Genomic DNA, 23,786 nt, shown 5'->3' with positions numbered 1-23,786 from the left:
AAAGGATTTCTGCGTAATACAGCTTTCCTAGACCATTAGCTTCGATTCCAGCCGTTGCGCTCTCTCAAAGATGCTTATCCTCACAAATCCCCTTCCGAACTGTAATTGGAATCATGGATTTCTGCACTTTTGCAGCTTTGCCTCCCTTGTTGGAACGTTTATGCCAAGTACAAACGAAAGGACTCTTCCTTGTAACTCGGAAGAGTCCTTTTTCTCGCATTATTTACCCAGCTGATGAATCGGATGGCCCAAAGCGCCTTCCGCCGCATCCATCACCATCTCGCCAAGCGTCGGGTGCGCGTGGATGGTAAGCGCGATATCCTCAAGCGTAGCGCCCATTTCGATCCCGAGCGCGAGCTCGGCGATCAGGTTCGAGGCTTCCGCACCGACCACTTGCGCGCCTACCAGAATGCCGCTGTCCTTCTCCGCTACTAGCTTGACGAAGCCGTCGGTAGCGTTCATGGATTGCGCCCGGCCGTTAGCTCCGTAAGGGAATTTGCCGGTAACCACGTTCATACCCTTCGCCTTGGCTTCCGTCTCACTGTAGCCCACCCCGGCAATTTCCGGATCGGAGAAGACGACGGCAGGAATCGCTTTGTAATCCACTACGCTAGGCATGCCCGCAATGGATTCGGCCGCTACCTTCGCCTCATAGGAGGCCTTATGCGCAAGCGCAGGTCCCGCCACGATATCGCCGATCGCGTAAATATGCGGCACGCTGGTTTGGCACTTCTCGTTCACTTCGATCAGGCCGCGCTCGCCCACCTTCACTCCGGCGAGCTCCAGCGACAGATCTCCATCCGTGTTCGGACGGCGTCCGACGGTAACCAGCACGTACTGTGCCGTCACCTTCTTCTCTTCGCCCTTCACCGTGAACGTTACCGTAACGTCCTTATCCGTCTGCTCACAGCCTTGAGCCAGAGCTTCGGTAAACACCTCTACGTTCGTCTTCTTCAGGTTGCGCGCTACCAGCTGCGTAAGCTCCTTCTCGAAGCCAGGAAGGATCGAATCCGAGCCTTCCAGCACAGTTACCTTCGTACCGAACTTGGAGAACGTCTGCCCAAGCTCGATGCCGATATAACCGCCGCCGATCACGACCATGCTCTCAGGAAGCTCCTGAAGTTCCAACGCCTCGGTCGAGGAGAGAACGCGTCCGCCGTAAGGGAACGTCTTCAGCTCGATAGGACGGGAGCCCGTAGCAATGATGCAGTGATTGAAGCGGTAGCGGGCCGTTTCATTATCATTGAACACACGGGCTTCATGGTCATTGATGAACAGAGCTTCACCTTGGAACACTTGAATCTTGTTGCCCTTCATCAGTCCGCCGACGCCGCCGGTTTGCTTCTTGATAATACCGCTTTTCCATTCCTGCACCTTGCCGAAATCCACTTTCACGTTCTCTGCACTGATACCGATGGAGCCTGCATGGCTCATCATTTCGTATTGATGAGCGGCAGAGATCAGCGCCTTGGACGGGATACAGCCGCGGTTCAAGCATACGCCGCCGAGCTCCGCCTTATCTACGATCAATACGCTCTTCCCGAGCTGGGAGGCCCGGATGGCCGCTACATAGCCGCCCGGACCCGCACCGATAACCAGCACGTCAATTTCTACAGAAGCGTCTCCTACTACCATGGCCGGATTACACCTCCATAATGAGCAGCTCTGGATCTGCAAGCAGCTGCTTAATGTAATTCATAAAGTTTTGCGCCGTAGCACCGTCGATAATCCGGTGATCGAAGCTTAACGACAGGGCCATAACCGGTGCGATTACGATTTCTCCGTTTTTCACTACCGGCTTCTCGGTAATGCGTCCGGTTCCGAGGATGGCTACCTCAGGGAAGTTGATCACCGGAGTGAAGAACATGCCGCCTGCGGAGCCGATATTGGTAATTGTCAGCGTAGAGCCCTTCAGCTCTGCCGGACCGAGCTTGCCGTCACGGCCGCGGGTAGCGAGATCCTTGATCGCCGTAGCGATCGTCCAAATATTTTTGCGGTCGGCATCCTGGATCACCGGTACGATCAAACCGTTATCCGTATCGGTTGCAATCCCGATGTTGTAGTACTTCTTGTAGACGATCTCCTGCTTCTCTTCGTCGATCATAGCGTTCATTACCGGGAACTCCCGTGCCGCAGCTACGAGCGCCTTCACGATAAACGGCAGGTAAGTCAGCTTGATGCCCTTCTTCTCGGCCGTAGCTTTCGCGCGGCCGCGGAGTGCGACGAGCTGCGTGACGTCGACCTCGTCCATGAGCGTCACGTGCGGAGCCGTGTACACGCTCTTGACCATCGCATTCGCAATCGCCTTGCGAATGCCCTTCAACGGCACGCGCTCCTCAGCGCGCTCGCCGATCGCCACGGCAGCCGCCGATGCCGCTGCCGGAGCTGCTGCTGCCGGCGCTTCGCCCGCCGCAGCTGCCGCCGCCGGCGCTGCTGCTCCGCCGCCGGCCGCAAAGGCCAGAACATCTTCGCGCGTTACGCGACCGTTACGACCGGTCGCAGGCACGCTGGCGATGTTCACGCCCTTCTCGCGTGCGAGTCTGCGCACGCTCGGGGTCGCCAGCACCTGGCCGCCCGCCGGTGCTGGAGCTGCCGCCGGAGCCGCACCGGTGTTCGCCGCCGGATTGCCTCCGGAGTTCGGCACAGGCGCTTCGCTTGCCGCCGGAGCCGGGGTGGTCGCCGGAGCTGCTGCTGCTGCCGCCGGAGCCTCATGGCCGTGCGCCTGCTGAGGCACCTCGCCTTCGACCTCAAGCACAGCAATCACATCGCCGATCGTACAAACCGTTCCCTCGCCAACCTTCAGCTCAACGATTTTACCGGCAACCGGAGAAGGAACCTCCACCGTCGACTTATCATTTTGCACGTCCATCAGGATCGTTTCGTCGTTTACCGTATCGCCCGGCTTTACATGCCATTTGACGATCTCGCCTTCATGAATCCCTTCGCCAAGCTCCGGGAACCGATATTCAAACTTCGCCATACCCGCAAACCTCCTAGTCTCCGTCAGCTTAGAAATCCAATACTTTATTCAATCCCGCGATAATACGGGCAGGGTTCGGTAGCCATTGATCCTCAATCTGTGCGAAAGGATACACCGTATCCGGAGGTGCGACGCGCAGCACCGGCGCTTCCAGATGAAGAATAGCCTGCTCGTTGATTTGAGCGATCACTTCAGCCGCAATACCGGCTGTTTTTTGCGCTTCCTGCACGACGATCGCGCGGTTGGTCTTCTTGATCGATTCCACGATCGTTTCAATATCAAGCGGCATCAAGGTGCGCAGATCGATGACCTCTACCTTCGCGCCGCGGGTTTTCTCGATTTCTTCCGCTGCCTTCAAGGAAGTGTGAACCATAGCGCCGTAAGTAATGATTGTTGCATCCGTACCTTCGCGCACTACATTTGCCTTACCGATAGGCACGGTGTACTCGCCCTCAGGTACCTCGGCACGGAACGAACGGTACAGGTTCAAGTGCTCCATGAACACAACCGGATCGTTGTCACGGATAGCGGAGATGAGCAGCCCCTTCGCATCGTAAGGGTTGGACGGGACAACCACCTTCAGACCCGGTGTTTGAACGAACAAGCCTTCCAGCGGATCCGTGTGCAGCTCAGCTGCCTTTACCCCGCCGCCGAACGGCATACGAATGGTAATCGGCGCTTGATAGCGGCCGCCGGAACGGAAACGCATGCGGGCAGCCTGTACGGCGATCTGGTCGAACGCTTCGAACAGGAAGCCGACAAACTGAATTTCCATAATCGGACGGAAGCCCTGAATCGCCATACCTACAGCCATACCGCCGATCGCCGATTCGGCCAGCGGCGTGTCGTATACTCGCTCTTCGCCGAATTCGCCTTGAAGTCCCTCGGTAGCGCGGAATACCCCGCCGACCTTACCGACGTCTTCCCCGAAAATCACTACGTTCGGATCGCGCTGCAGCTCGACGCGCATTGCATCCTTTATCGCTTGAATCATTGTCATTTGAGCCATGATTGCTATTCCTCCCTCTCCTGTGCCCTTACGCTAGGTAGTCCGCTTTTTGTTGTTCCAGATGCTTAGGTGTCGTCTCGAACATGCTGTCGATAAGGCCCGGAACGGTCATCTTCTCGGTTTCTTCGGCCTTTTTGATCTGCTCGGCTACGGTGTTCTTAGCATCTTCAACAACAGCCGCTTCTTCTTCGTCCGTCCACAAGCCTTTGCTTTGCAGATACAAGCGGAAGCGATGCAGCGGATCCTTCTGCTCCCACTCAGCCGTTTCTTCCTTCGTACGATACTTGGAAGGGTCATCACCGGACATGGAATGCGGCAGGAACCGGTAGGTCAATGCTTCGATCAGTGTCGCGCCTTCGCCGTTGCGTCCGCGCTCTGCAGCGTCCTGAACGGCTTTGACTACAGCCAGAACGTCCATTCCGTCCACCTGCACACCGGCGATACCGGCAGCCAGCGCCTTATGCGCTACGGACTGGGCACCCGTTTGCTTCGCGAACGGCGTGGTGATGGCATAGCCGTTGTTTTGCACGACGAAAATGGCAGGCAGCTTGTAGGCGCCCGCGAAGTTCAAGCCTTCGTAGAAATCGCCCTCGGAGGAACCGCCGTCACCGGTATATGTGATGGCCACACGCTTCTCGCCGCGCTTCTTGAACGCCATCGCTACGCCCATGGCATGAAGGATCTGAGCGCCGATGATGATCTGCGGCATCAGAACGTGCACGCCCTCAGGAATTTGTCCGCCATGCTGGTGTCCGCGGGAATACAGGAACGCCTGGTACATCGGCAGCCCGTGCCATACGATCTGAGGCATATCGCGGTACCCCGGACAGACGAAATCATCTTGATTCAGGGCAAACTCACTGCCGATCATCGTTCCTTCCTGGCCGGATACCGGAGCATAGAAGCCGAGACGGCCTTGACGTGTCAGGTTCACCGCGCGCTGGTCCCAAGTTCGGGTAAACACCATGCGGCGCATCAGTTCTTTTAATTGATCATCCGAAAGGTTCGGCATCGCCTCTTGATTTACAACGGAGCCGTCCTCCCCCAGTATCTGCAGCGGGGTTACGTCCGGCGAAGTCACTACATATGGCTTGCTCATCGTATATTCACCTCTAGTTAGAATAGGTAACGAAAAACTTCTTTTTCTGTTATAGTAATATTATAAACCTGTTTTCGTGAATAACACAAGATAATACTTGTTTCATCCGCATTTATAACATAAATATGTATATAACAGTTTCCTAAAATATATAATACAGTTTGGACAACTTACTTAGACAGGAGCAAAGCTGGGAGCATCAGAATCCTTGAGCATCACTCAAAATATGTCGATTCTGCTGTTATAATACACAGGAGGTTTCTCTGATGGACGACAGCTTGTACTATAAAAGAACCATTGTCAAAGAACGGCTCGCCTCCGCCTTTTTGGGCGAGGAACGTTCGCTTCGCGTCTTCTTGCCGCCGGGTTATAACGAGCTTGTCTCGTATCCTGTCATCTATTGTCAGGATGGAGAAGACTTTTTTAATTTCGGCAGAATCGTCACCACAATGAACCGGCTTATCTACGACGAAGGCGTGGAACCGGCCATCATCGTCGGAGTGGACGTCGACAAAGCTGTGAGAACCTCCGAATACGCTCCGGAAGGCAGCCGCTTTTCGGCCTACTGCCGCTTTTTTGCCGAGGAGCTGATCCCTTTTCTGGAGAACAAATATCCCATCCGCCGGGAGCCTGCGAACCGTCTTCTTGCAGGTGATTCGCTGGGCGGTACCGTTTCCTTGCATCTTGCTCTAGATTATCCTAGCCTATTTCGGAAAGTAATATCCTTATCCGGCGCATTTTTACAAACAACGCAGGACCGGATTGCCATAGAAACCGATTTGTCAGACCTGCAGGTGGACATGGTTATCGGACTGGAGGAAATGGAGGTTCGCACCGAGCGAGGGAGCTTTGACTTCCTTGAGGCGAACCGAACGGCAAAAAAGCTCCTCGTATCGAGAAGCTGTCAGGTTCATTATGAAGAAAAGCCGGGGAAGCACCTATGGGGCTTCTGGCAAATTGAATTACCGGCGATGCTGATACGCATGCTTCGCTGATAGCCGGCTGCAACTACAGCCCACCATCCGCTTAAGTTACTCCATACCTTGCCCGGAGCATGTCCGCCATCTCGAGGACCTGCTCCCGGGTAGGCAGCAGCACGGTCTTGTGATCCGGAGGCTCCTCCTTCTGCCGCTCACGCACCACACGCTTTACCGCTTCGACGAACCGTTCTGCCGTCATGGTGCCGGCCGATTCCGTCAGCTCAGCCAAGCTTGCCATGCTGTTCTCCGTAACGCGTGGATAATCCAGCGCTTCCGAGCCCCCGGAGGCTCTTCGATAAAATTCCCGCACCCGTGAGGCCATCTCTTGCCCTTTCCCTTCCACAACGACGAAGGCTTGAATGACATAGGCCTTGGCCTGACGCCGCTGGGCGATGCCGCAAAACTTACGGCCTCCGATGCTTAAATCGTAATCTCCCGGGCAATACGCTCCCACAATCTCGCCCTTAGCCACGTCGGACTCCGATAAGGCCCTGGCAATTAGCCGATACATCCGCTCGAAATCATCGTGGAAATCAAGCTCGCCTTGCCGTTTGGGCAGCACAAGGGACACATTCACAACGCCCGGGTCCAGCGGCACTGCCGCCCCCCCGGAATTTCGGACAGCGGCCGAATAGCCCTCAGACTCCAGCCAGCGCATCGCTTCCGCCGCATAAGGCAGCCTGCTGTCCCTGAGTCCCACGACAAACGCCTTCGGATGCCTCCATAAATGCACCAAAGGAACTCCGCCCTCACCCACATGCCTGCATAGAAGCTCCTCCAGCGCGAACGGATACAGCACATCCGGCTCCTCCAGATGTGCTGTACGATCCCATAGTAACATGCTGCCCGGCAGCTGTAGCGCTGCCTCATCTTCCGCTTTCCTTGACGTATTCCCCTCGAGCTCCCTGCTCATGCGTAACTGCCGCCCCCTGTCCTCTTGTCTATTCCTTATTGTAAGGGGCAGGCCAGCGGCAAGCAAACACCCGATGTCTTACGATTGGAGACATCGCTTCACTTTCGCTCTTCGATGCCTTCGATCTTCGCTTGCCCCCAAGGAGCCACCTTCAGCTTCACGGTCAAGCGATCCGCCTTATCCTCAAGCACCTTGCCCGTATTCTCAGGCACGTAATAACGCTCGATGCCGTAATCGACACGGATCTCTTCGTCCCAGCTGTAATCGACGCGGCCCTTAATGACGACTTCGCCTTCAGCAACCGCCGGCTCCGACCGGTAAGCCCCAACAACCTCTGCCCATTCCATCGGCCCTTGTCTAACAACTACATAGATCGGCGTGCCCGGCTGCGGAAGCTCTCCCCCTTCCTTCCATAGCGAAGGAGAAAGCCTGCTGATATCATAGCTAAGCGTTACATAATCACCGTATAAAATATCTCGCGGATCCACAGGCACCGTCTTCAATCTTACATCTTGCCCGAACCAGCCGACCGCATAGTACGATATCGCAATGCCCGCGAGCACGAGCAGCTGCAGCATCGTCGAAACCGTCATCCACATCGGACGCCGCCTTACCGTCACGCTCTCCCTAGTCATGCTCTTTGTCCTCCTTTATCTGTTCGAAGAACTGTTTTTTCCTCCGGTTTAGGAACCAGCTAAGCAGCAGCAGAAGCAGCCCTCCCAGAATAAAAAACAGTGATTTGTCCATAAAATCCCAAGTAAGCTTCCCGTAGGCCACCATGGTGCTAATAATGAACAAGAAGGTGCCTATATTGATTTTGAAACGCCATTCCTCCAAATACCCCTGCCATAATACGTAGAGGGAGAAAAAGAACATCGCCAGTAAATACAGCACGCTCATTCCTTCCGGCAAATAAAAGAAAGGAGCAAGGAGAATCCATTCAAACGCACCTGCCGCCTGCTTTAGCCGAAGCTTGCCGAAGAAGGAGACGGCGAATAGGACGACCAGAAGCACCACATACCACGGCGAAATGAGTATTGTGTTACGCTCCATGCCATAACTGCCGCCGGTATACGCCTCCGGGAACAGCACCATCACCAGGGCGAAGCCAAAGGCCAGAGCCAAGGGTGCCGTTTGCAGGGCAAATGCCGGCCTGCGTTCCTTCCACCAGTCCCCAAGCACATACAGTGCCATCACAGGCAGGAAGGCCCACACGAACCTGAAATCCTCCGCGCCTACCCACATGATGGATTGAAGCACGAAGCTGATGCTGAAAGCCGACATCAGCAGCGAATCGGGCCTTTTCCACAGATAGCCGCCTAAGCTAAGCGCCATCAGTACGATCGAAGTATAGCTGAAGCCGTGAAGCTCGGTTGATGCATACCACTGAGCTATGGTAAAGAGCAACAGAGCAATCAAGTATAAATACCTGCTGCGATAAATCCACGCGAGACCGGCACCCGCACAAGCCCATAGGATGAACGTCCCCGCGTTATACGCGATCAGATGGAACATCTGGCCGATCAAGACCATGGAGGCTCCGAAGCTGACGAGACCTAAGCTTACCAACGCCAGGCCGAGCCGGTCCTGTCCATTCCGGATCAGCTTCTCCCCCGCTCCGTAGAAGCCGGCCATAACCGCCATCATCAAGGCAAGACGGAGCAGCTGCGGAATCTCCTGCCAATTCGCCGCGACAAAGCTTAAAATGCCTAACCCTACCAGCAGGCTTCCGAGAATCGGAAGCAGCCCGACAGCATGCTTTTTATCTTCATACAAACGTGTAATTTGCTCGACCTGTTCACGGGTGACGATTCCCTTTTCCACCCAACGCGGGCCTTCTTTCTCCACCCATTTTCTGCTCATCCTGCTCACCCCTTGTTCAACTTGCCTGTAGAGGCAACCTGTTATATCTTCAGTATACAGCTGTAGACATGGAAAAAAAGTACTATCTTTTTCTAGTACCTGTCAATTTGCCGCGTATTCGCGCAGAAGCTGAAAAACCGGCCTCATCCCTTCACGGATGGACCGGTCTTCTTCAGCCTTCTTCTCACACACGCTCGATTACTTTATCGATCAACCCATAAGCTACCGACTCCGCTGCGGTCATATAGTAATCCCGATCCGTATCACGTTCGATCTTCTCCAGCGGCTGTCCGGAACGTTCGGATAAGATCCGATTTAGGATCAGACGGGTTTTAAGAATGTGCTGTGCCCGAATGTGGATATCGGCCGCCTGCCCTTGCGCTCCTCCCCAGGGCTGATGAATCATCACCTCGGCATTGGGAAGCGCCAATCGCTTCCCCGGAGCCCCTGCGGCAAGAAGGACAGCTCCCATGGAAGCGGCACTGCCGACACATATGGTCGATACGTCCGGTTTTATGAACTGCATCGTATCGTATATGGCGAGCCCCGCCGAGGTCGATCCTCCGGGAGAGTTAATGTACAGGTGAATATCCTTCTCAGGATCCTCTGCCGCCAGGAACAGCAGCTGCGCAATGATCGCATTGGCCGAATGGTCATTTACCTCCGTACCCAGGAACACGATCCGATCCTTCAGCAATCTGGAATAAATATCATAGGAGCGCTCTCCGCGTCCCGTTTGCTCCACAACCATAGGCACAAATGTCATTTTTGGCACCTCCGTCACGATTCATTCAACTCCCTATGCTGCCATACTGCAGATATTGACGTTCTTTCCTCTGTTGCTTCCTCCGGTGCGCCCGAAGCCTGACGTGACGATCAGCAGCCGAACTGGCTCTCGGTCATCGTCTCCAGGGTGAAGCAGCCTGCTGGATATCAAATCTTCTTCTGACGGCATCGGCATCCCTCCGTCCCTCTTCCCTTTCTTCACGGCGGACCTTTTCAGCAATACATGATCTTTGTCGCTCATGTTCGATCTCCTCCTTCACCCGGCTTAGGATAGGCCGCCAGCAGCACCCGATAGGCCGCGGCTCCTTGCTTCCTTGCATGATACTTATTCACCAGCTGCTCCACCATAGCTGCATATTCCTCGATAAAGGCTTGCCGCTCCTCCCCATCCTTGAGATGCACTTGAAACTGGAGCGTGGCGCTTGGTGTTTCCGCAGCTGTCTCCGCCTCCTCCATCAGCATCACGGCATCCTTCTTCATCTGCTCCGCCGTTGTTACGAGCTGCAGCAGCGATCCATGCTCCTTCAACCGTTCCAAGGTCTCCGCCGGCAGGCTGAGCGACTCCGCAAGGATGAAGGTTTTGGCTACGGCTTGGTACAGCACCTCGACCAAATTACGCACCTGCCGAGTCCCGACTTTCCGGATCAAGCCCACCTTCTCCAATGCCTTAAGATGATAATTCATCCGCTGCGGGGCCTCGCCGAGCGCTCTTGCGATCTCTGCGGCGGAGGCAGGCTCCGCAAGTCTGGAAACGATATCCGCTCGAAGCGGATGCAGCAAAGCGATTGCCTGCTCCGGGGATTCGACCATTCGGCTCTCTTGAATCTCAAAGGTCACCACGACCAACCACCTAACACTTTTTCTGTACGTAAAAATATTTTATTACGTTATGCTTCGTTTGTCAAACAGTTCCAAGCGGACCCCGGAGGACAAACCGGTAATTCTCTCCCGTCCGAACGCATACATATGGGGAGTGTCCTGAAGAACGGAGGTGCAGATCCTTGCTCAAAAAAATGCTTGCCGTACTCCTCAGCTCCTTCTTGATCTCCACTGCGGTCCATCAGTTCCTTGTGCCCTTTCAAATTTTGGACGGCGGCATGATCGGTATCGGCCTCATCCTCAATTATGTTCTCGGCTGGAATATCGGAGCCGTTATCCTTGCTTGCAGTTTCCCGGTGTATGTGCTCGCCTGGTTCTACAATCGCTCCTTTTTTTATACCAATGTGATCGGTCTGCTGATCTCTGCCGTATTTCTTACGTTCTTCCAACCGGTTTCGTTCACCTTGCAGACCTCGCCGCTGTTCAGCGCAATTCTCGGTGGGATACTGATCGGTACCGGGATCGGCGTGATGCTTCTGAACGATATCACTTCGGAAGGATTGGACCTGTTTGCCCAGCTTCTGTCCAGAATATTCAAGATGAACGCAGGTATGCTGATCTACCTGTTCGACCTGGTCATCCTCACCACCGGGATGCTTGTTCTTCATCAGAAGGAAGTGGTATTATCACTTATAACTGTGACGGCAGCCGGACTGTTCTCCACCCTGATTACCTTTAAAAAATATGCAGCTCCTCCCGTCTCCTAATTCACTCAGCCAACGAGGGGTAGTACAGATGATCCGTGTATTAGCTGTGAATCAACGTCAAGAATTGCTCTCCGGGATCACCTTGGAGCAGATAGGGCAACGGGACGATATCGCCTGGTACTGGGTAGACTTATCGGATCCCACACCCGAGGAGACCTCGGTTTTGGAGCATCATTTTCATTTTCATCCGCTGGCGATTGAGGATTGCCTTCATCTGCTGCAGCGTCCGAAGCTGGAGCATTACGAGGAGGTCCATTTCTTCGTCCTGCATGCGCTGGAAACCCCTAGCCTAAAGGCCTCCGAGGTAAATTTGTTTCTGGGGCCTGCATATTTGGTTTCGTTCCACTACGACATATCTCTCGAAGTGGAGGAAGCCTGGAAGCGGATGAGCGAGCAATCCACTCTCCGTGCCAGAGGCCACATTCACGCGGCTTACCTGATTATGGACAAGATTGTGGATCACTACTTTCCTTGTGTCTATGAGGTGGAAGACCAGCTGAACGAGATCGAAACGAAGCAAGCCTCCATACATCTGCTGATGAAGGAGGTTTTCGAGGTTCGCTCCAGGCTGCTGAAGCTCCGGCGAACGATCGTTCCGATGAGGGAGCTGCTGTATCGGATCACGAATTCCGACCGGATCTCCGGCTTAAAGGACCAGCTGTTCTATTTCACGGATATCTATGATCACTTGCTGAAGCTGGGAGAAATCATCGAAACGAATCGCGAGGTTAGCTCGGACATGCGGGACAACTATATATCTCTCAATTCCAACCGGGCCAACACCATAATGAAAACCTTAACCGTCATTACGACGATTTTCATGCCGCTGACCTTTATTGCCGGCATTTATGGGATGAATTTTCAGTACATGCCGGAGCTGACATGGAAATGGGGATATTTTGTTGCGCTGAGCTTCATGTTCGGTATCGGCCTCGGAATGTTTTCGTGGTTTCGAAGAAAGGGCTGGTTTGATTAATTCTCATGTTTTCCCTTCTTGTCGTGCATGCTATAGCTAATACTGAACCTATACAGGTTGAGGAGGTTATAGCAGATGCTGAAGCTCTTTGCAATGATCATGACGGGTCTTCTCTGGTGCACGCCGGTTTGGGCGCAGCATCAGCAGCAACCGGCTGTGCCCGGCACTTATGCCGGTGCCGGACTGCCCTGGTCTACCGCGGCTCCCCCCCAGGTAATCCACGGACCGGGAATCAAGATCGAGGCGGACGGACGCCAGGTGGATATGCTCGGCATTTCCGGCGGGCGCTGGGGCGCTACCGGCACGGCCGACGAGATGTACCGGATGCACGCCGCCGGAACGGAAGATTCGACCGGCAGCAGGATTTCGATCGGATGGCTTGGTTTGCTCGGCCTTTTAGGAATGCTCGGGGCTCGGCTTCGACGCCGGGGGCGCTAAATTTAAAGCAATAAACGAGCCTGCACTGCGGGTACTCGTTTATTGCTTTTTCATTTTCATTTTTCCCCCCTTGATTTATAATCAAGGTAAAGATTGTAAGGGGTTGTCGAATGGTATGGTATCAAGACGCAGCTTTATCAAAAAAATGCTTGGACTCTTGGCCGTTGTTTCCGGAGGCGGAGCAGCTTTATGGGCAGCCGCCCGCAGAACGTCCGTAGAGGCGGCGGAGCCAGGCCCGTCACCTGTCAAGAGAGCAGGTGCCGTTGACGGAACGCCGAAAACTCCGCTGCTGTCCTTCTTTTTACTCAGCGATCTGCATATCTCGGTAAGCGAAGGCTCCATGACGGAGAGGCTTCATTATGCGCTCAAGGATATTTCGAGCTTCGAATCCGGCGTGGACACCCTTGTGCTCGGAGGGGATCTGACGGACTTTGCGCGCGATTCCGATTATCGCCTGCTGAAGAGCATTATGAGCCAATATACGCTTCCCCCTGTGTATGCGAATATGGGAAATCACGATTATTACGATATTTGGCTTACCCGTACCGGGGAGTTTTCAACGGAGACGGCCCCGAACGGCAAAACCGACGCGATGAGCCGCAAGCGGTTTATGGACTTCATCGGCTATCCCGATAAGCCGTATACTGACGTTTGGTTGAATGGCGTGCATTTGATTATGCTCTCTCAAGAGGCCTATTTCGAGGAAAAGCCGGAGGTCGGCGAAGGCGCATGGTACTCGGATGCCCAAATGGCGTGGTTTAAGGAAAAAATGCAGGAGCACGACAATAACCGGAAGCCGGCGATCGTCTTCATTCACCAGCCCCTGCCGGATCCCGGGACGGACGGAGGAACGCACCGGCTGGTTCGGGCGAAGGAATTCCGCGCGATCCTTGAGCCTTATAAGAACGTATTTGTGCTATCGGGGCATTCCCACCGTACCTTTTACGGGGAAGAGCATTACAACTGGCAAAATTCCTTCCATTGGTTCAATAACGCCTCCGTCGGCCGTACTCGAGCTGCATCGGGAACGACGGCGCAGGGCATGTACGTGCAGGTGTACCCTCACAAGGTGGTTATTCGCGGACGCGAATTTGTCGACCGCAGCTGGATCCAGGGAGCCCGCTGGGATATTCCGCTGCTATAGGCGGCTAATGCGCCTTGCTTCCGTAGCCTCCCGGCGCGTCCAAGTGAACAAAGCGCAGCTTTCTTGCCGACTTGCCGTTTCTTACATCCGAGGAGGAGGACACGGAGAAAACCTTCAGTCCCCTCCCTTGCTCTTGAAGCACCATCTCTACCCTGCTGCGGGTCCAGGCATCCTGCTCCCAGTCTGCCCTCCAGTCTTCCCACAATATCCCCTCAATGTAAGGCGCGGCGAGCTCCAGGCTGTTAAAGCCCCGGTTTTGAATCATCGGAATCGGCCCGAATCGCCCGGTGATCTGCTGCAATAACGTTCGGTAAGCTTCGCGCATCTCTTGCCTTACCCCCGCATGCTTCACATACTCGTCGATGTCACCGACCGTGTCCAAGAAAATCCCATCCAGCCCATGATCAATGACAGAGCGCTGTATTTCTTCAAGCAAAACATCACGGTATATCGGATCACGTAAATCCATCAAATAAGAATCCCACTCGGTAAAATGGACCTTTTGACCGTTCGGCTGATAATAATGCGCGGAGGCTAGCCGCTGCATTCGTCCGGTATTCCATACCGGCGACTCCATTACGCTGATATAACCGATCAGCATTGTACCGGCGGCTTGAAGCTCTTGTATTTGTTCCTTGGTGTATGCCGTCGGCTCAAGGATAGCCATATCCAGCTTCTTCATTCTATTCATTGCTTCGACGGTTGGAGAGCCGTAGTAGATCGTATAGCTGTCTACGGATGACAAGGGACCCTTGGCTGCGCCAAGCTGCGGCCGCACACCTAAGAACGAAAACCCGACCCATATGGTCATCGTCATTGCCAAAGCGAGCTTTCTTCGATTCATAATCGGCCCTTCCTAATTTTTTCATTGTTTATGTAGGAATTTTAAAGATATTGTCGAATAAGAAAAGCATGCAGTCGAACTACTTGACCTTAGGTGATACGTGTTGTGAATTTATGGAATCAATTATTTATTAATATGTGCCTTCTCATCACCCCATTGCTGCTTTATCAAGTGTTTTGGGTGGATCGTGCACCGAACCATACGCAAAGAACCAATCAGACGGCGTTGGCTGCCACCTGCGGGATCATGATGCTCCTTTGCATGTCATTCCCCTTCGAGCTGTCGTCGGGGTTCAAGTACGACTTGAGATTTATTCCCATCGCCACTTGCTTCCTATATGCGGGAATGCGCCATGCGCTTGCGCTCTCGGTCCTGCTGCTGCTGTACCGTGTAATGATCGGGGGAGCAGGGATGTATATGATGCCGATCACTATAGCGCTGGACCTCGTCATGCTCTCGTACTATAAACGGCATATCTCCACTCAGGCAACAAGACTGCAGCAAACCTTGGCCGGAGCAGTCCTGGGAATTCTAATCGCCCTTATATCCGCGGTCACCTCAGTCGGGTTGCGCATGTGGCAAGGGCCGGAGCTGGTTGCCGATGACCTGAAATACTTCAGCCTCTTCATAGTGCTGCACGGATTCACCATGGGCCTTGTGACGTATATCATGGAGCAGATAAAGCACAATTGGATGCAGCGCAGTCTCACGCAGCAAAGCGAAAAGATGAATGTGCTAAGCGAACTGGCCGCTTCCTTCGCCCACGAGATTCGCAATCCGATGACGGTAGCGCGCGGCTTTGTTCAAATGATGAACCAGCAGGAGCTTCAGGAGGAGAAGCGGCAGATTTATATGCAATTGGTGCTCGAAGAGCTGGAAAAGACCCAATCCATTGTTAACGATTATTTATCGTTCGCCAAGCCTCAACTGGAAGCCATCACCTTGGTGGATGCCGGGAAGGTGATCCTTCAGGCCGCGGAGTCGCTTCATGCTTTTGCGGAGCTCCGCAATGTTGAAGTCGAACTGCATCTGAGCGATAAGCTGATGATCAGCGCGAATCCCGAAAAATTCTTACAGTGTATCGTGAACCTGTGCAAGAACGGCATTGAAGCCATGCCCTCAGGAGGCAAGCTGCAAATTAACGGAGCACTGCAAAGCCAAACCGTATGCATTGATATTATCGATCAAGGCGTCGGCATGACGACAGAGGAGATCAGCCGCCTTGGGAATCCTTTCTATTCCACACGCGGCAAAGGAACCGGCCTTGGAATGATGGTTACCTACCGAGTCATTCAAAATATACAAGGCAGAATCGATGTCACCAGCGAGGTCGGACGCGGCACGTGCTTCTCCCTGCTGATTCCCTCTCTAAGCCATACCTCATATCACTGAACGGCTAACAAATCCATTACCTCTTTAAACAGGGTAGTGGATTTGTTGCTTACTCCCTCCGGCCGATTCTGAATCAGCACGGCAACGGCATACCTCGGCTTCTCGGCCGGACCGTACCCGATGAACCAGTGATTTTCCCCGGGCTTGCCGTTCGGAAGCACAATCTGGGCCGTACCGGATTTGCCGGCAACCTCCCATGACGCACTTTTCAGCGCACTGCCCGTACCGTATTCCACTACCTCCTCCATCCACTTCAGCAATTGCTTGGCCGTCGAGGCTTTAATCCGTTTCATCCCCGTATCCAGTGTTTGCTTCGCAAACGCTTCATAGAGCCTGTCATTTTGAAAACGGATTTCACTCACGATTCTTGGAGATTGTACGCGCCCCTCATGCTGCAATGTAACAACCAGATTGGCTGCCTGAAGCGGAGTCATTCTTACATCCCTCTGACCGATAGAGGTTTGCACGATCACGCCATGGTCCTGTTGATCGGTTGCTGCCGCGAACACTTGACCCTGATCCTCTGCGTCCCACTGACGGAAGGAGCCGACGCCCGCTGCGTCTCCTCTCCATCCCACAGGCTCCGTCACGCCAAGCCGCTTGGCATATTCCTCCAGCTTCGCTCCGCCCAATCGTTCGGCTACTTTGGCGAAGACGATGTTACAGGAATGGGCATACGCCTCCTCCAGTGTTAACGTACCATGACCTTCCTTCTTCCAGCACGTGAATCCATAACGGCCGAGCTCACCGTCGCAATGAAACGTTTCGTGTGCTCCCACTACCTTCTCCTCTATCGCCGCCGCTGCGGTAACCGTCTTGAAGATGGATCCGGGCACGGCGGATTTGGTCGCCCGGTTGCTCCATCCGCCTTGCGAGAGATCAATCCGCTCGGGGTTATAGACCGGCTTGCTGGCCATGGCCACCACGTCCGCCGTCGCCATGTCCAGAACGACAACAGCTCCTTCCTCGATCTTAAGCCGTTCCATTGCCTGCTCCACTTTTTGTTGGATCGGCAAATTCAGCGTGGTGACGACCTTCAGGGGGTAGTACCGGTTCTCCGGCTGATGGATACGCACATTTAATCCGGCCACCGGCCTCTTGGCGCTATCCGTAAATAGCGAAACGGAGGTCACCCCAATGCCGCGCAGCCAGGGCTCGAAGGTTTTCTCCAGACCGGCATTGCCGATCTTGCTGCTCAGCTGCAGCTCGCCGCTGTGCACCTGATTCGTGAACAGCCGGTTCATTCTCTCCGGATTTTGACTGATGAAGCCGATCACTTGAGACGCTGCCTGCGGAGTGTGGTAACGGACACGGTAGGGCATGACGCGAATGTGAGGAAGCCCAAGCGCAGTTAGCTGATCCGCCTGCTTTGGACTAAGCGCCGCAGGCTTTCCCGCTTCGGACCATATTTGCGGCGAGGCGACCTGCTCTAAGTAATGGGTCCAGCGTTCTGCCGGCACGCCAAGAATGGCGCCTGCCTTCTTGATCTTTGCCACAGTGGCCGGATCGGATCGTTCCTCCCGGTGTATGGGAAAGATCGTCAGCACCGAAAGCGTTTCGCCTGTTAACGAGCGGCCGTCCCGGTCATAGAAATCTCCTCTTCCGGTATCCAGTACAATGCCCTCTTCCCGTTGAATGACGGAATTTTCCACCAAATCGATATTGCGGTCGCTAAAGCTTCGGGAGGCGGCAATCTGAATCCAGAAGAGCCGGGCATTCCATGCGAGCAGGATGGATATGACGATGAGCAGCACGATAAACAACCGGTTTTTGGGTATCGTTTCATTGTCCACGCTTGTCTCGCCTCCTCCTGCTATCAGTTCCTTCATATTTCCAGTATGAGCAGAATCGTCTTCCTGCAAACCATGGCACAACAAAGAGAGGCTGCCTCCCTAAGCTGACCCTTTCAGCTTAGAGAAACAACCTCTTGTAACCATCATCGTTTCATTAGACTTGGAACTTGGATAACGAATCCTGAAGTGAGTTCGACAGCTCCTCCAGCTTGTCCGACAGCTTCACCAGTCCATTGCTGATGCTCATCTGCTCGGAGCTTAAGGAAGCTACCTCCTCCGATGTCGCAGACGATTGCTGCGCTACGGCACTGACATTGGCCATTGCATCGGAAAGCACGTTCTGCGATGCATCCAGCTGGCTGATCGATTCCGTCACTTCGGACAGCTGCTGAATGAAACCGCCCATATGCGTCTGTACCTCTTTGAAGATCGTATCCGCTTCTTTTACCGAAAGGATCTGCTCTTGGAAAATCGGATATGCCTGCGACAGCACATTGACCGTTTCATCAATTTCCCGCTGGATCGTTTCAATGATCTGCCCTACGATGGCAATCGATTGACGCGATTGATCCGCCAGCTTGCGGATCTCATCGGCAACTACCATAAAGCCTTTGCCTGCAGCTCCAGCCCTAGCTGCTTCAATCGTAGCATTCAGCGAGAGAATGTTCGTCTGCTTCGTAATATTACCGAGCACATCAAGAATTTTCACGATGGAGCGTGTGCTTTCCTTCAGGTTATCTACTTTCTCAACCATTGATCGGGTCATTGCTTCCGTTGCATTCGTCTTGTTGATCAGCTCGGACATATACTCGATCCCTTGCTCGGAAGACTTCTGCACCGTAGAAGCGGAGGTCCCCATCTCTACGTTGGACTGTACCACGTTTTTCATCTGAATCCCGATATGATGCGTCAGCTCATTGCCCCGCTCGGATTCCACAGCCAAGCTCGAAGCCCCGCTTGCAATCTCCTCGGTTGCTACGGCGATCTCTCTTGCGGAGGTCGCGGTCTTCTTGGAGGCATCGGAGAGCTCCCCGGCCGTTTCAAGCACTTCTCTGGCGGAACGGTTCGTTTGCTGGACCAGCTGCGTAATTTTCTCCATCATCTGGTTGAAGCTGTGACCCAGCTGTCCAATCTCGTCACGGGATTGCACGATCATGCGAACCCGCAGATTGCCCTGCTCGCCCTCTTTCATCAGGTCGCGAAGCGTGACGACCGGACGGCCGATCATGCGGGCAACAAAAAATCCGATCAACACAGCGATCACTGCGGCAATCCCCGCCATTACCCAAGTCATATTCGAGATGGCCTTTGCATCTTTGACGAGCTCTTTGACATGCATAGCCCCAAGCAGGTACCAGCCGGTTTTAGAGGACTTGTAATAAACCACTTGCGTATCCTTGGTTTTATCCAAGAACGCAGACGAATCATCGGCCAGCTGCTCCTTCTGGATTGCAAGCGAGGATTCCTTCGCAATTTCATCCTGCTTGTTGCTCCATACGTTGAACAGCTGGGGGGTTACCACAGCGGTAATTCCATCCTCGCCCATATCGATATCGATTTCCTTGGTAAGCGTATCAAGATTAATCTCCATCAAGAGGATGGCCTGCGTATTGTTCGTATTCGTGTTCTTGAGAACGCGACCGATGGCGAAGGTCGGAGCCCCGCTTCCTGCTGCCGAGTCGACAAAGCCCTTCGGTCGGGTTTCGAGCCAAACGGCACGGCCGTTGTTTTCCATAATCAGCTTAAACCAATCCGCCCCCGCCACAAGATCCTGGCTAACCGTGCCGCCTGCCGAGCTGACTGCCTCTCCGTTGGAACGGAACAGGTGCAGCGCCTTAAGGGTCTTATTCGAGTAGGAGTACACGTTCAGCTTCTCGCCGACCTTCTGGCGCAGCTGCAAATAATCGTAGCTCCCCTTGTTCACATTGTCCATTTCCGCGAGCTGCTTCTTCAATTCATCGTCCAGCAAAATTTGCATGGAAAGATCTTCATATTGACCATACATCAGATCGAGCTTCTGACCTGCCTGCTTAATCGTTTGGAGCGAGGCCTCCGAAACTTTCTTCTGAATGACCCCTTCCGAAATATTGTAGGACGTTAAGCCCACGGTCAGCACGAAAAACAAGATGCTGATAAAGAAGATAATGAAAAGCTTCATGCCCACCGACTGCGCAGGGTTTTTCAATAAGCTGTCCGCTCCTAGCGCCTGTCCCGACGCCTTTGTCCCCGCAGCTGCTGCTCCGTCTCTTTTTTGTCCGACTGCTGCGCTTACCGATGCTGCTGCTTTCTTAGTTCTCTGAAGCCACTCGCCCGTCACGGAACGCCAGTTCTTCACAGGAACCACCACCCTGATCTGTTAATTGATGTGTTTGCTCGATATGGAGGATTCAGCCTTTGCCACTTTACTATTCGACACATTCAGCTAAATCCCTTCAATAAATCGTTTTCATTTCAAAAATTTTACTGCTGACACCACCTATACAGGAAAATAGTCCTTGATATGTATACTTATTGATTTCGACATAATTCTTCTTTTTCCTTTATTTTCACGGCATCATTTTTTGAAAGCCTCACGGTAAATGCTTCCATAACTGTCATATAAGCGTCCTCGGCTTGAATGATTGCCGTCTTCCCGTCATACATATGGAACAGATTACGCTTTGTCTAAAAGGAGCGGAGCCGCCGTGAATGATATGCTGTGGGACCCAAACGAATGGAACGGATTCGAGCACCGGCTGATCGAGCGCCAGTCGCCCGACGGAGCCTGGCGCTTCTGCTTTGAATCAGGAACCTTAACGGAGGCCTTCCTGATTATTACCGTGCGCTGCCTGGGATTGAATAACCAAGACGGGAATATCGCCCGATGGTGCAGGAGGCTGCTCAGCTGTCAGCAAAGCAGCGGAGCGTGGAAGCTGTATGCCGACGAAGAGGAGGGAAACCTTGCCGCCTCGGTGGAATGCTATTATGCGCTGCTCTTTTCGGGGCTCTATAAGCCGACAGACGAACCCCTAACCCGTGCTCATGCCTATATATTATCCCGAGGCGGCTTGGCCTCCGTGAATAGTCTGCTGACCAAGGTGCTGCTTGCGGTAACCGGTTCGTATCCTTGGCCCCGTCTTCAGATACCGGTCGAGCTGCTGCTGATTCCCGACGAAGCGCCTGTCAGCTTTTACGATTTCGTCGGCTTCTCGCGTGTTCATATGGCTCCCGTCCTCGTCCTTGCCGATCGTCGCTTCGTGCTTTCCACTCCATGGACACCGGATATAAGCTCGCTTCATCCGAATCGGGAAGGGACGGTTTCCCCGCCCGAAGCACCCCAAATGCGTTCAGGCTCCTTCCTGCAGCAGGTTCAGGAGCAGCTGGCGAAGCTTGCTTCGTTCCCGGAGCAGCTGCATCGCAAGGCATTACACGAGGCCGAACGATTCATGCTCTCCCGGATCGAAAGCGACGGGACGCTGTACAGCTATGCCAGCGCTACCTTCCTTATGATCTATGCGCTTCGGGCATTGGATTACGCCCCCGATCATCCCGTGATCCTTCGAGCGGTTGAAGGACTCCTGTCGTTAGCCTGTCCTTGCGAGGACGATCCCCATATCCAGAACTCGACCTCCACGGTTTGGGACACCGCTCTCCTTAGCGGCGCACTGCAGGAAGCGGGAGTGTCTCCCGAGCACCCTTCTCTCGCCCGCGCTTCGGACTATCTATTGTCGCGGCAGCAGCATAAGCTGGGGGACTGGTATCTCCGTAATGCCAACGATTACTCCGGCGGATGGGGCTTTTCCGATATCAACACGATCAATCCCGATATCGACGATACGAGCGCCGCTCTGCGCGCTCTATCCCGGCTGAGGCATAAGGAGCCCTACCGGGAAGCTTGGAACCGCGGACTTCATTGGCTCATCTCCATGCAAAATGACGACGGAGGCTGGCCGGCCTTCGAGAAAAACACCGACCTCAGCCTGCTTACCTGGCTGCCGCTTCCCAACGCCGCAGACGCTACGATCGACCCTTCATCAGCCGATTTGACCGGAAGGACGCTGGAGTTTCTCGGCTCCTATGCAGATCTTACCATCAAGCTGCCATTCATTAGCAAAGCCGTAGACTGGCTCCTCAGTCACCAAGAGGGAAACGGCTCGTGGTACGGCCGCTGGGGCGTCTGTTATTTGTACGGTACTTGGGCGGCCGTAACCGGCATGTGCGCCGTCGGGGTACCGTCAGAGCAGAGAGCCGTCGGCAAAGCGGTATCCTGGCTCTTGGAGCAGCAGCTTCCCGACGGCAGCTGGGGCGAATCGTGCCGAAGCGATGCCGTGCGCAAGTACGTTCCTCTCGGCTTCGGCACGCCGAGCCAAACGGCTTGGGCGCTGGATGCCCTCGTCGCCGCCCATGAGAGGCCTACGCCGGAGCTGGTGAAGGGACTGAAGGCGCTGCTGCGGTTTATTAAAGAGGGGAAGGAAGCAAGCCCTGAGGCTTGGGCCTACCCTACCGGAGCAGGCTTGCCAGGCTTGTTCTATACGCGTTACCATAGCTACAATTACATTTGGCCGCTGCTTGCGGCTGCGCATTACCGCAGAAAGTTCGGGTAGTGCCGGAATGCCTAACCCGGCGCACACGAAAAAGCCGCTGAACACGGTGACCAAGTCCCCGGTGTCAGCGGCTTACTTTAGCTTATTTTTTGCCCATCCTCTTGCGCATGATGTCGTGCGGCTTTACCGGCTGCTCCACCTTCATGCGAATCAGCTGCAGCGGGTGGCGTGCCGCATCAAGCGAAGCACCCGCTTCGTCCGTAATGGCCGGCACCGACTGCTTGAAGAAGGTGCCCTTCGGTCCGAAAAACTCGACCTCCTGCCCCGGCTTGAAGTGGTTACGCTGCTGGATCAGCGCCATTCCCGTCTCGGCGTCGTAATCCATAACAACGCCGACGAAATCATAAGGCGCTGCCTTCTCCTCCGGTTCGAAGATGTGGTCCTCATGGCCCGGATCCTCGAAGAAAAAGCCCGTATTCAGCGGACGGTTGGCCGCCTTCTGAATTTCGTACAGCCATTCCGGCTTCAATTCATAGCCGACCGGATCCTCGAAGTAAGCGTCGATTGCTTGACGGTACGCATTCACGACGGTCGCCACATAGTGGACGCTCTTCATCCGGCCCTCAATCTTGAAGCTGTCGACACCGGAGCGGACCATCGCCGGAATATGCTCAATCATGCACAAATCCTTGGAGCTCATGGAGAAGGGGTTATCGCCCTCCTGGAAGAGCGGCAGCTCCTTGATCCGGGCAGCCTCCGCCTCCACAGCATCCTCCTCGGTCGTAAACAAATCATATTTCCAGCGGCACGACTGACAGCAGCCCCCGCGATTCGAATCGCGATCCGTAAAATGGTTTGACAACACGCAGCGGCCGGACCAGGAGCTGCACATGGCGCCATGGACGAATACTTCGATCTCGATATCGACGTTCTTCTTGATGTCGACGATCTCCTCCATGTTCGCTTCCCGCGCCAGCACGACCCGGTCTACGCCCTCTTCCTTCCAGAACTGCACCGCTTGCCAGTTCATCGTCGATTGCTGCGTGCTTAAATGGATTTCCAGACTTGGCGCTACCCTCCGGCACGTCTCAATGATGACAGGATCTGCTACAATGATGGCGGCGACACCCGCTTGTTCAATCCCGCGAAGATAATCCTCCAATCCCGCCAGATCCTCATTATGAGCATAAATGTTCGTTGCTACGAATACCTTGGCTCCATACTTCTTTGCGAATTCTACGCCTTCCCGCATTTCTTCGAAGGTGAAGTTATCCGCATTCGAACGTAATCCATACTGCTGACCGCCGATATACACTGCATCCGCACCATAGTGTACGGCAAACTTCAGCTTTTCCAAGCTCCCGGCTGGCGCCAGCAGCTCGGGCTTTTCCAAACGAACCCGCTTGCCAAGGAGCTCTTCTTTGACCAAAGTCATAATCAATCACCTCTCTCCCTATTGA

Annotated in this window: 21 protein-coding genes; 7 read left to right on the top strand and 14 right to left on the bottom strand. The window is 54.2% G+C overall.

Features of this window, described 5'->3' with window-relative positions; genetic code table 11:
• Positions 1–219: 219 nt before the first annotated feature.
• The 4 genes from lpdA to pdhA are packed head-to-tail and all read right to left on the bottom strand — an operon-like array spanning position 220 to position 5,088.
• Positions 220–1,635 (bottom strand): dihydrolipoyl dehydrogenase, encoded by a 1,416-nt coding sequence (lpdA, locus tag RAC89_RS19010; RefSeq protein WP_306615281.1) that lies wholly within the window; start codon positions 1,633–1,635, stop codon positions 220–222.
• Between the two features lie 7 nt (positions 1,636–1,642).
• Positions 1,643–2,980 carry a dihydrolipoamide acetyltransferase family protein gene (locus RAC89_RS19005; RefSeq protein ID WP_306615280.1) on the bottom strand — a complete coding sequence of 446 codons (1,338 nt, stop codon included), beginning with the start codon at positions 2,978–2,980 and terminating at the stop codon, positions 1,643–1,645.
• 28 nt (positions 2,981–3,008) lie between these two features.
• Positions 3,009–3,989, bottom strand: a complete 981-nt coding sequence (locus tag RAC89_RS19000) for an alpha-ketoacid dehydrogenase subunit beta (protein WP_284638035.1) — start codon at positions 3,987–3,989, stop codon at positions 3,009–3,011.
• Positions 3,990–4,017: 28 nt separating this feature from the next.
• Positions 4,018–5,088, bottom strand: a complete 1,071-nt coding sequence (pdhA, locus tag RAC89_RS18995; RefSeq protein WP_284638033.1) for a pyruvate dehydrogenase (acetyl-transferring) E1 component subunit alpha — start codon at positions 5,086–5,088, stop codon at positions 4,018–4,020.
• Positions 5,089–5,354: 266 nt separating this feature from the next.
• Here pdhA and RAC89_RS18990 point away from each other — a divergent pair, with 266 nt between their 5' ends.
• Positions 5,355–6,083, top strand: coding sequence for an alpha/beta hydrolase (locus RAC89_RS18990; protein WP_306615279.1), 729 nt, complete (start codon positions 5,355–5,357; stop codon positions 6,081–6,083).
• Between the two features lie 31 nt (positions 6,084–6,114).
• Here the strand turns inward: RAC89_RS18990 and RAC89_RS18985 are convergent, their stop codons facing one another.
• The 6 genes from RAC89_RS18985 to RAC89_RS18960 form a co-directional block, all read right to left on the bottom strand.
• Complete coding sequence (locus RAC89_RS18985; protein WP_306615278.1) at positions 6,115–6,981, bottom strand: lipoate--protein ligase family protein; 867 nt, start codon at positions 6,979–6,981, stop codon at positions 6,115–6,117.
• A gap of 98 nt (positions 6,982–7,079) precedes the next feature.
• Positions 7,080–7,616 carry a GDYXXLXY domain-containing protein gene (locus RAC89_RS18980; protein WP_306615277.1) on the bottom strand — a complete coding sequence of 179 codons (537 nt, stop codon included), beginning with the start codon at positions 7,614–7,616 and terminating at the stop codon, positions 7,080–7,082.
• On the bottom strand, positions 7,609–8,844 hold the full coding sequence (locus RAC89_RS18975) for a DUF2157 domain-containing protein (RefSeq protein ID WP_306615276.1): 1,236 nt from the start codon (positions 8,842–8,844) through the stop codon (positions 7,609–7,611). Before RAC89_RS18975 ends, RAC89_RS18980 begins: the two co-directional genes overlap by 8 nt.
• 184 nt (positions 8,845–9,028) lie before the next feature.
• Entirely contained in the window at positions 9,029–9,610 is a 582-nt protein-coding gene (gene clpP / locus RAC89_RS18970; protein WP_306615275.1) for an ATP-dependent Clp endopeptidase proteolytic subunit ClpP, read from the bottom strand.
• Positions 9,611–9,643: 33 nt separating this feature from the next.
• Complete coding sequence (locus RAC89_RS18965) at positions 9,644–9,871, bottom strand: hypothetical protein (protein ID WP_306615274.1); 228 nt, start codon at positions 9,869–9,871, stop codon at positions 9,644–9,646.
• Positions 9,868–10,470 (bottom strand): winged helix-turn-helix domain-containing protein, encoded by a 603-nt coding sequence (locus RAC89_RS18960; RefSeq protein WP_306615273.1) that lies wholly within the window; start codon positions 10,468–10,470, stop codon positions 9,868–9,870. Before RAC89_RS18960 ends, RAC89_RS18965 begins: the two co-directional genes overlap by 4 nt.
• A gap of 161 nt (positions 10,471–10,631) precedes the next feature.
• Between RAC89_RS18960 and RAC89_RS18955 the strand changes: the two genes are divergently transcribed.
• The 4 genes from RAC89_RS18955 (at position 10,632) to RAC89_RS18940 (ending at position 13,774) form a co-directional block, all read left to right on the top strand.
• A complete protein-coding gene (locus RAC89_RS18955) occupies positions 10,632–11,216 on the top strand; it encodes a YitT family protein (protein ID WP_306615272.1) in 585 nt (194 codons plus the stop codon).
• A gap of 28 nt (positions 11,217–11,244) precedes the next feature.
• Positions 11,245–12,192 carry a magnesium/cobalt transporter CorA gene (gene corA / locus RAC89_RS18950; protein ID WP_306615271.1) on the top strand — a complete coding sequence of 316 codons (948 nt, stop codon included), beginning with the start codon at positions 11,245–11,247 and terminating at the stop codon, positions 12,190–12,192.
• 99 nt (positions 12,193–12,291) lie between these two features.
• A complete protein-coding gene (locus tag RAC89_RS18945; RefSeq protein ID WP_306615270.1) occupies positions 12,292–12,630 on the top strand; it encodes a hypothetical protein in 339 nt (112 codons plus the stop codon).
• 115 nt (positions 12,631–12,745) lie between these two features.
• Positions 12,746–13,774 carry a metallophosphoesterase family protein gene (locus RAC89_RS18940; RefSeq protein WP_306615269.1) on the top strand — a complete coding sequence of 343 codons (1,029 nt, stop codon included), beginning with the start codon at positions 12,746–12,748 and terminating at the stop codon, positions 13,772–13,774.
• A gap of 4 nt (positions 13,775–13,778) precedes the next feature.
• Here the strand turns inward: RAC89_RS18940 and RAC89_RS18935 are convergent, their stop codons facing one another.
• Positions 13,779–14,618 (bottom strand): endo alpha-1,4 polygalactosaminidase, encoded by an 840-nt coding sequence (locus RAC89_RS18935; protein ID WP_306615268.1) that lies wholly within the window; start codon positions 14,616–14,618, stop codon positions 13,779–13,781.
• A gap of 105 nt (positions 14,619–14,723) precedes the next feature.
• Between RAC89_RS18935 and RAC89_RS18930 the strand changes: the two genes are divergently transcribed.
• Positions 14,724–16,010, top strand: a complete 1,287-nt coding sequence (locus tag RAC89_RS18930) for an ATP-binding protein (RefSeq protein WP_306615267.1) — start codon at positions 14,724–14,726, stop codon at positions 16,008–16,010.
• Here RAC89_RS18930 and RAC89_RS18925 read toward each other — a convergent pair.
• Positions 16,004–17,839 (bottom strand): peptidoglycan D,D-transpeptidase FtsI family protein, encoded by a 1,836-nt coding sequence (locus RAC89_RS18925; RefSeq protein ID WP_306615266.1) that lies wholly within the window; start codon positions 17,837–17,839, stop codon positions 16,004–16,006. The two genes, RAC89_RS18930 and RAC89_RS18925, sit on opposite strands and share 7 nt — an antisense overlap.
• Positions 17,840–17,957: 118 nt before the next feature.
• The gene (locus RAC89_RS18920; RefSeq protein ID WP_373430030.1) at positions 17,958–19,961 is read right to left on the bottom strand and encodes a methyl-accepting chemotaxis protein; all 2,004 of its coding nucleotides are present in this window, start codon (positions 19,959–19,961) and stop codon (positions 17,958–17,960) included.
• Positions 19,962–20,496: 535 nt separating this feature from the next.
• Between RAC89_RS18920 and RAC89_RS18915 the strand changes: the two genes are divergently transcribed.
• Positions 20,497–22,386, top strand: coding sequence for a terpene cyclase/mutase family protein (locus tag RAC89_RS18915; protein WP_306616136.1), 1,890 nt, complete (start codon positions 20,497–20,499; stop codon positions 22,384–22,386).
• An 82-nt stretch (positions 22,387–22,468) separates the two neighbouring features.
• Here the strand turns inward: RAC89_RS18915 and RAC89_RS18910 are convergent, their stop codons facing one another.
• Positions 22,469–23,761: a peptidase U32 family protein gene (locus tag RAC89_RS18910; protein ID WP_306615264.1), complete on the bottom strand. Its 1,293-nt coding sequence runs from the start codon at positions 23,759–23,761 to the stop codon at positions 22,469–22,471.
• Positions 23,762–23,786: the final 25 nt, after the last annotated feature.

The organism is Paenibacillus sp. GD4 (assembly GCF_030846225.1).
GTDB lineage: Bacteria > Bacillota > Bacilli > Paenibacillales > NBRC-103111 > Paenibacillus_G > Paenibacillus_G silviterrae.
This window is presented reverse-complemented; position numbering and strand designations above follow the sequence as displayed.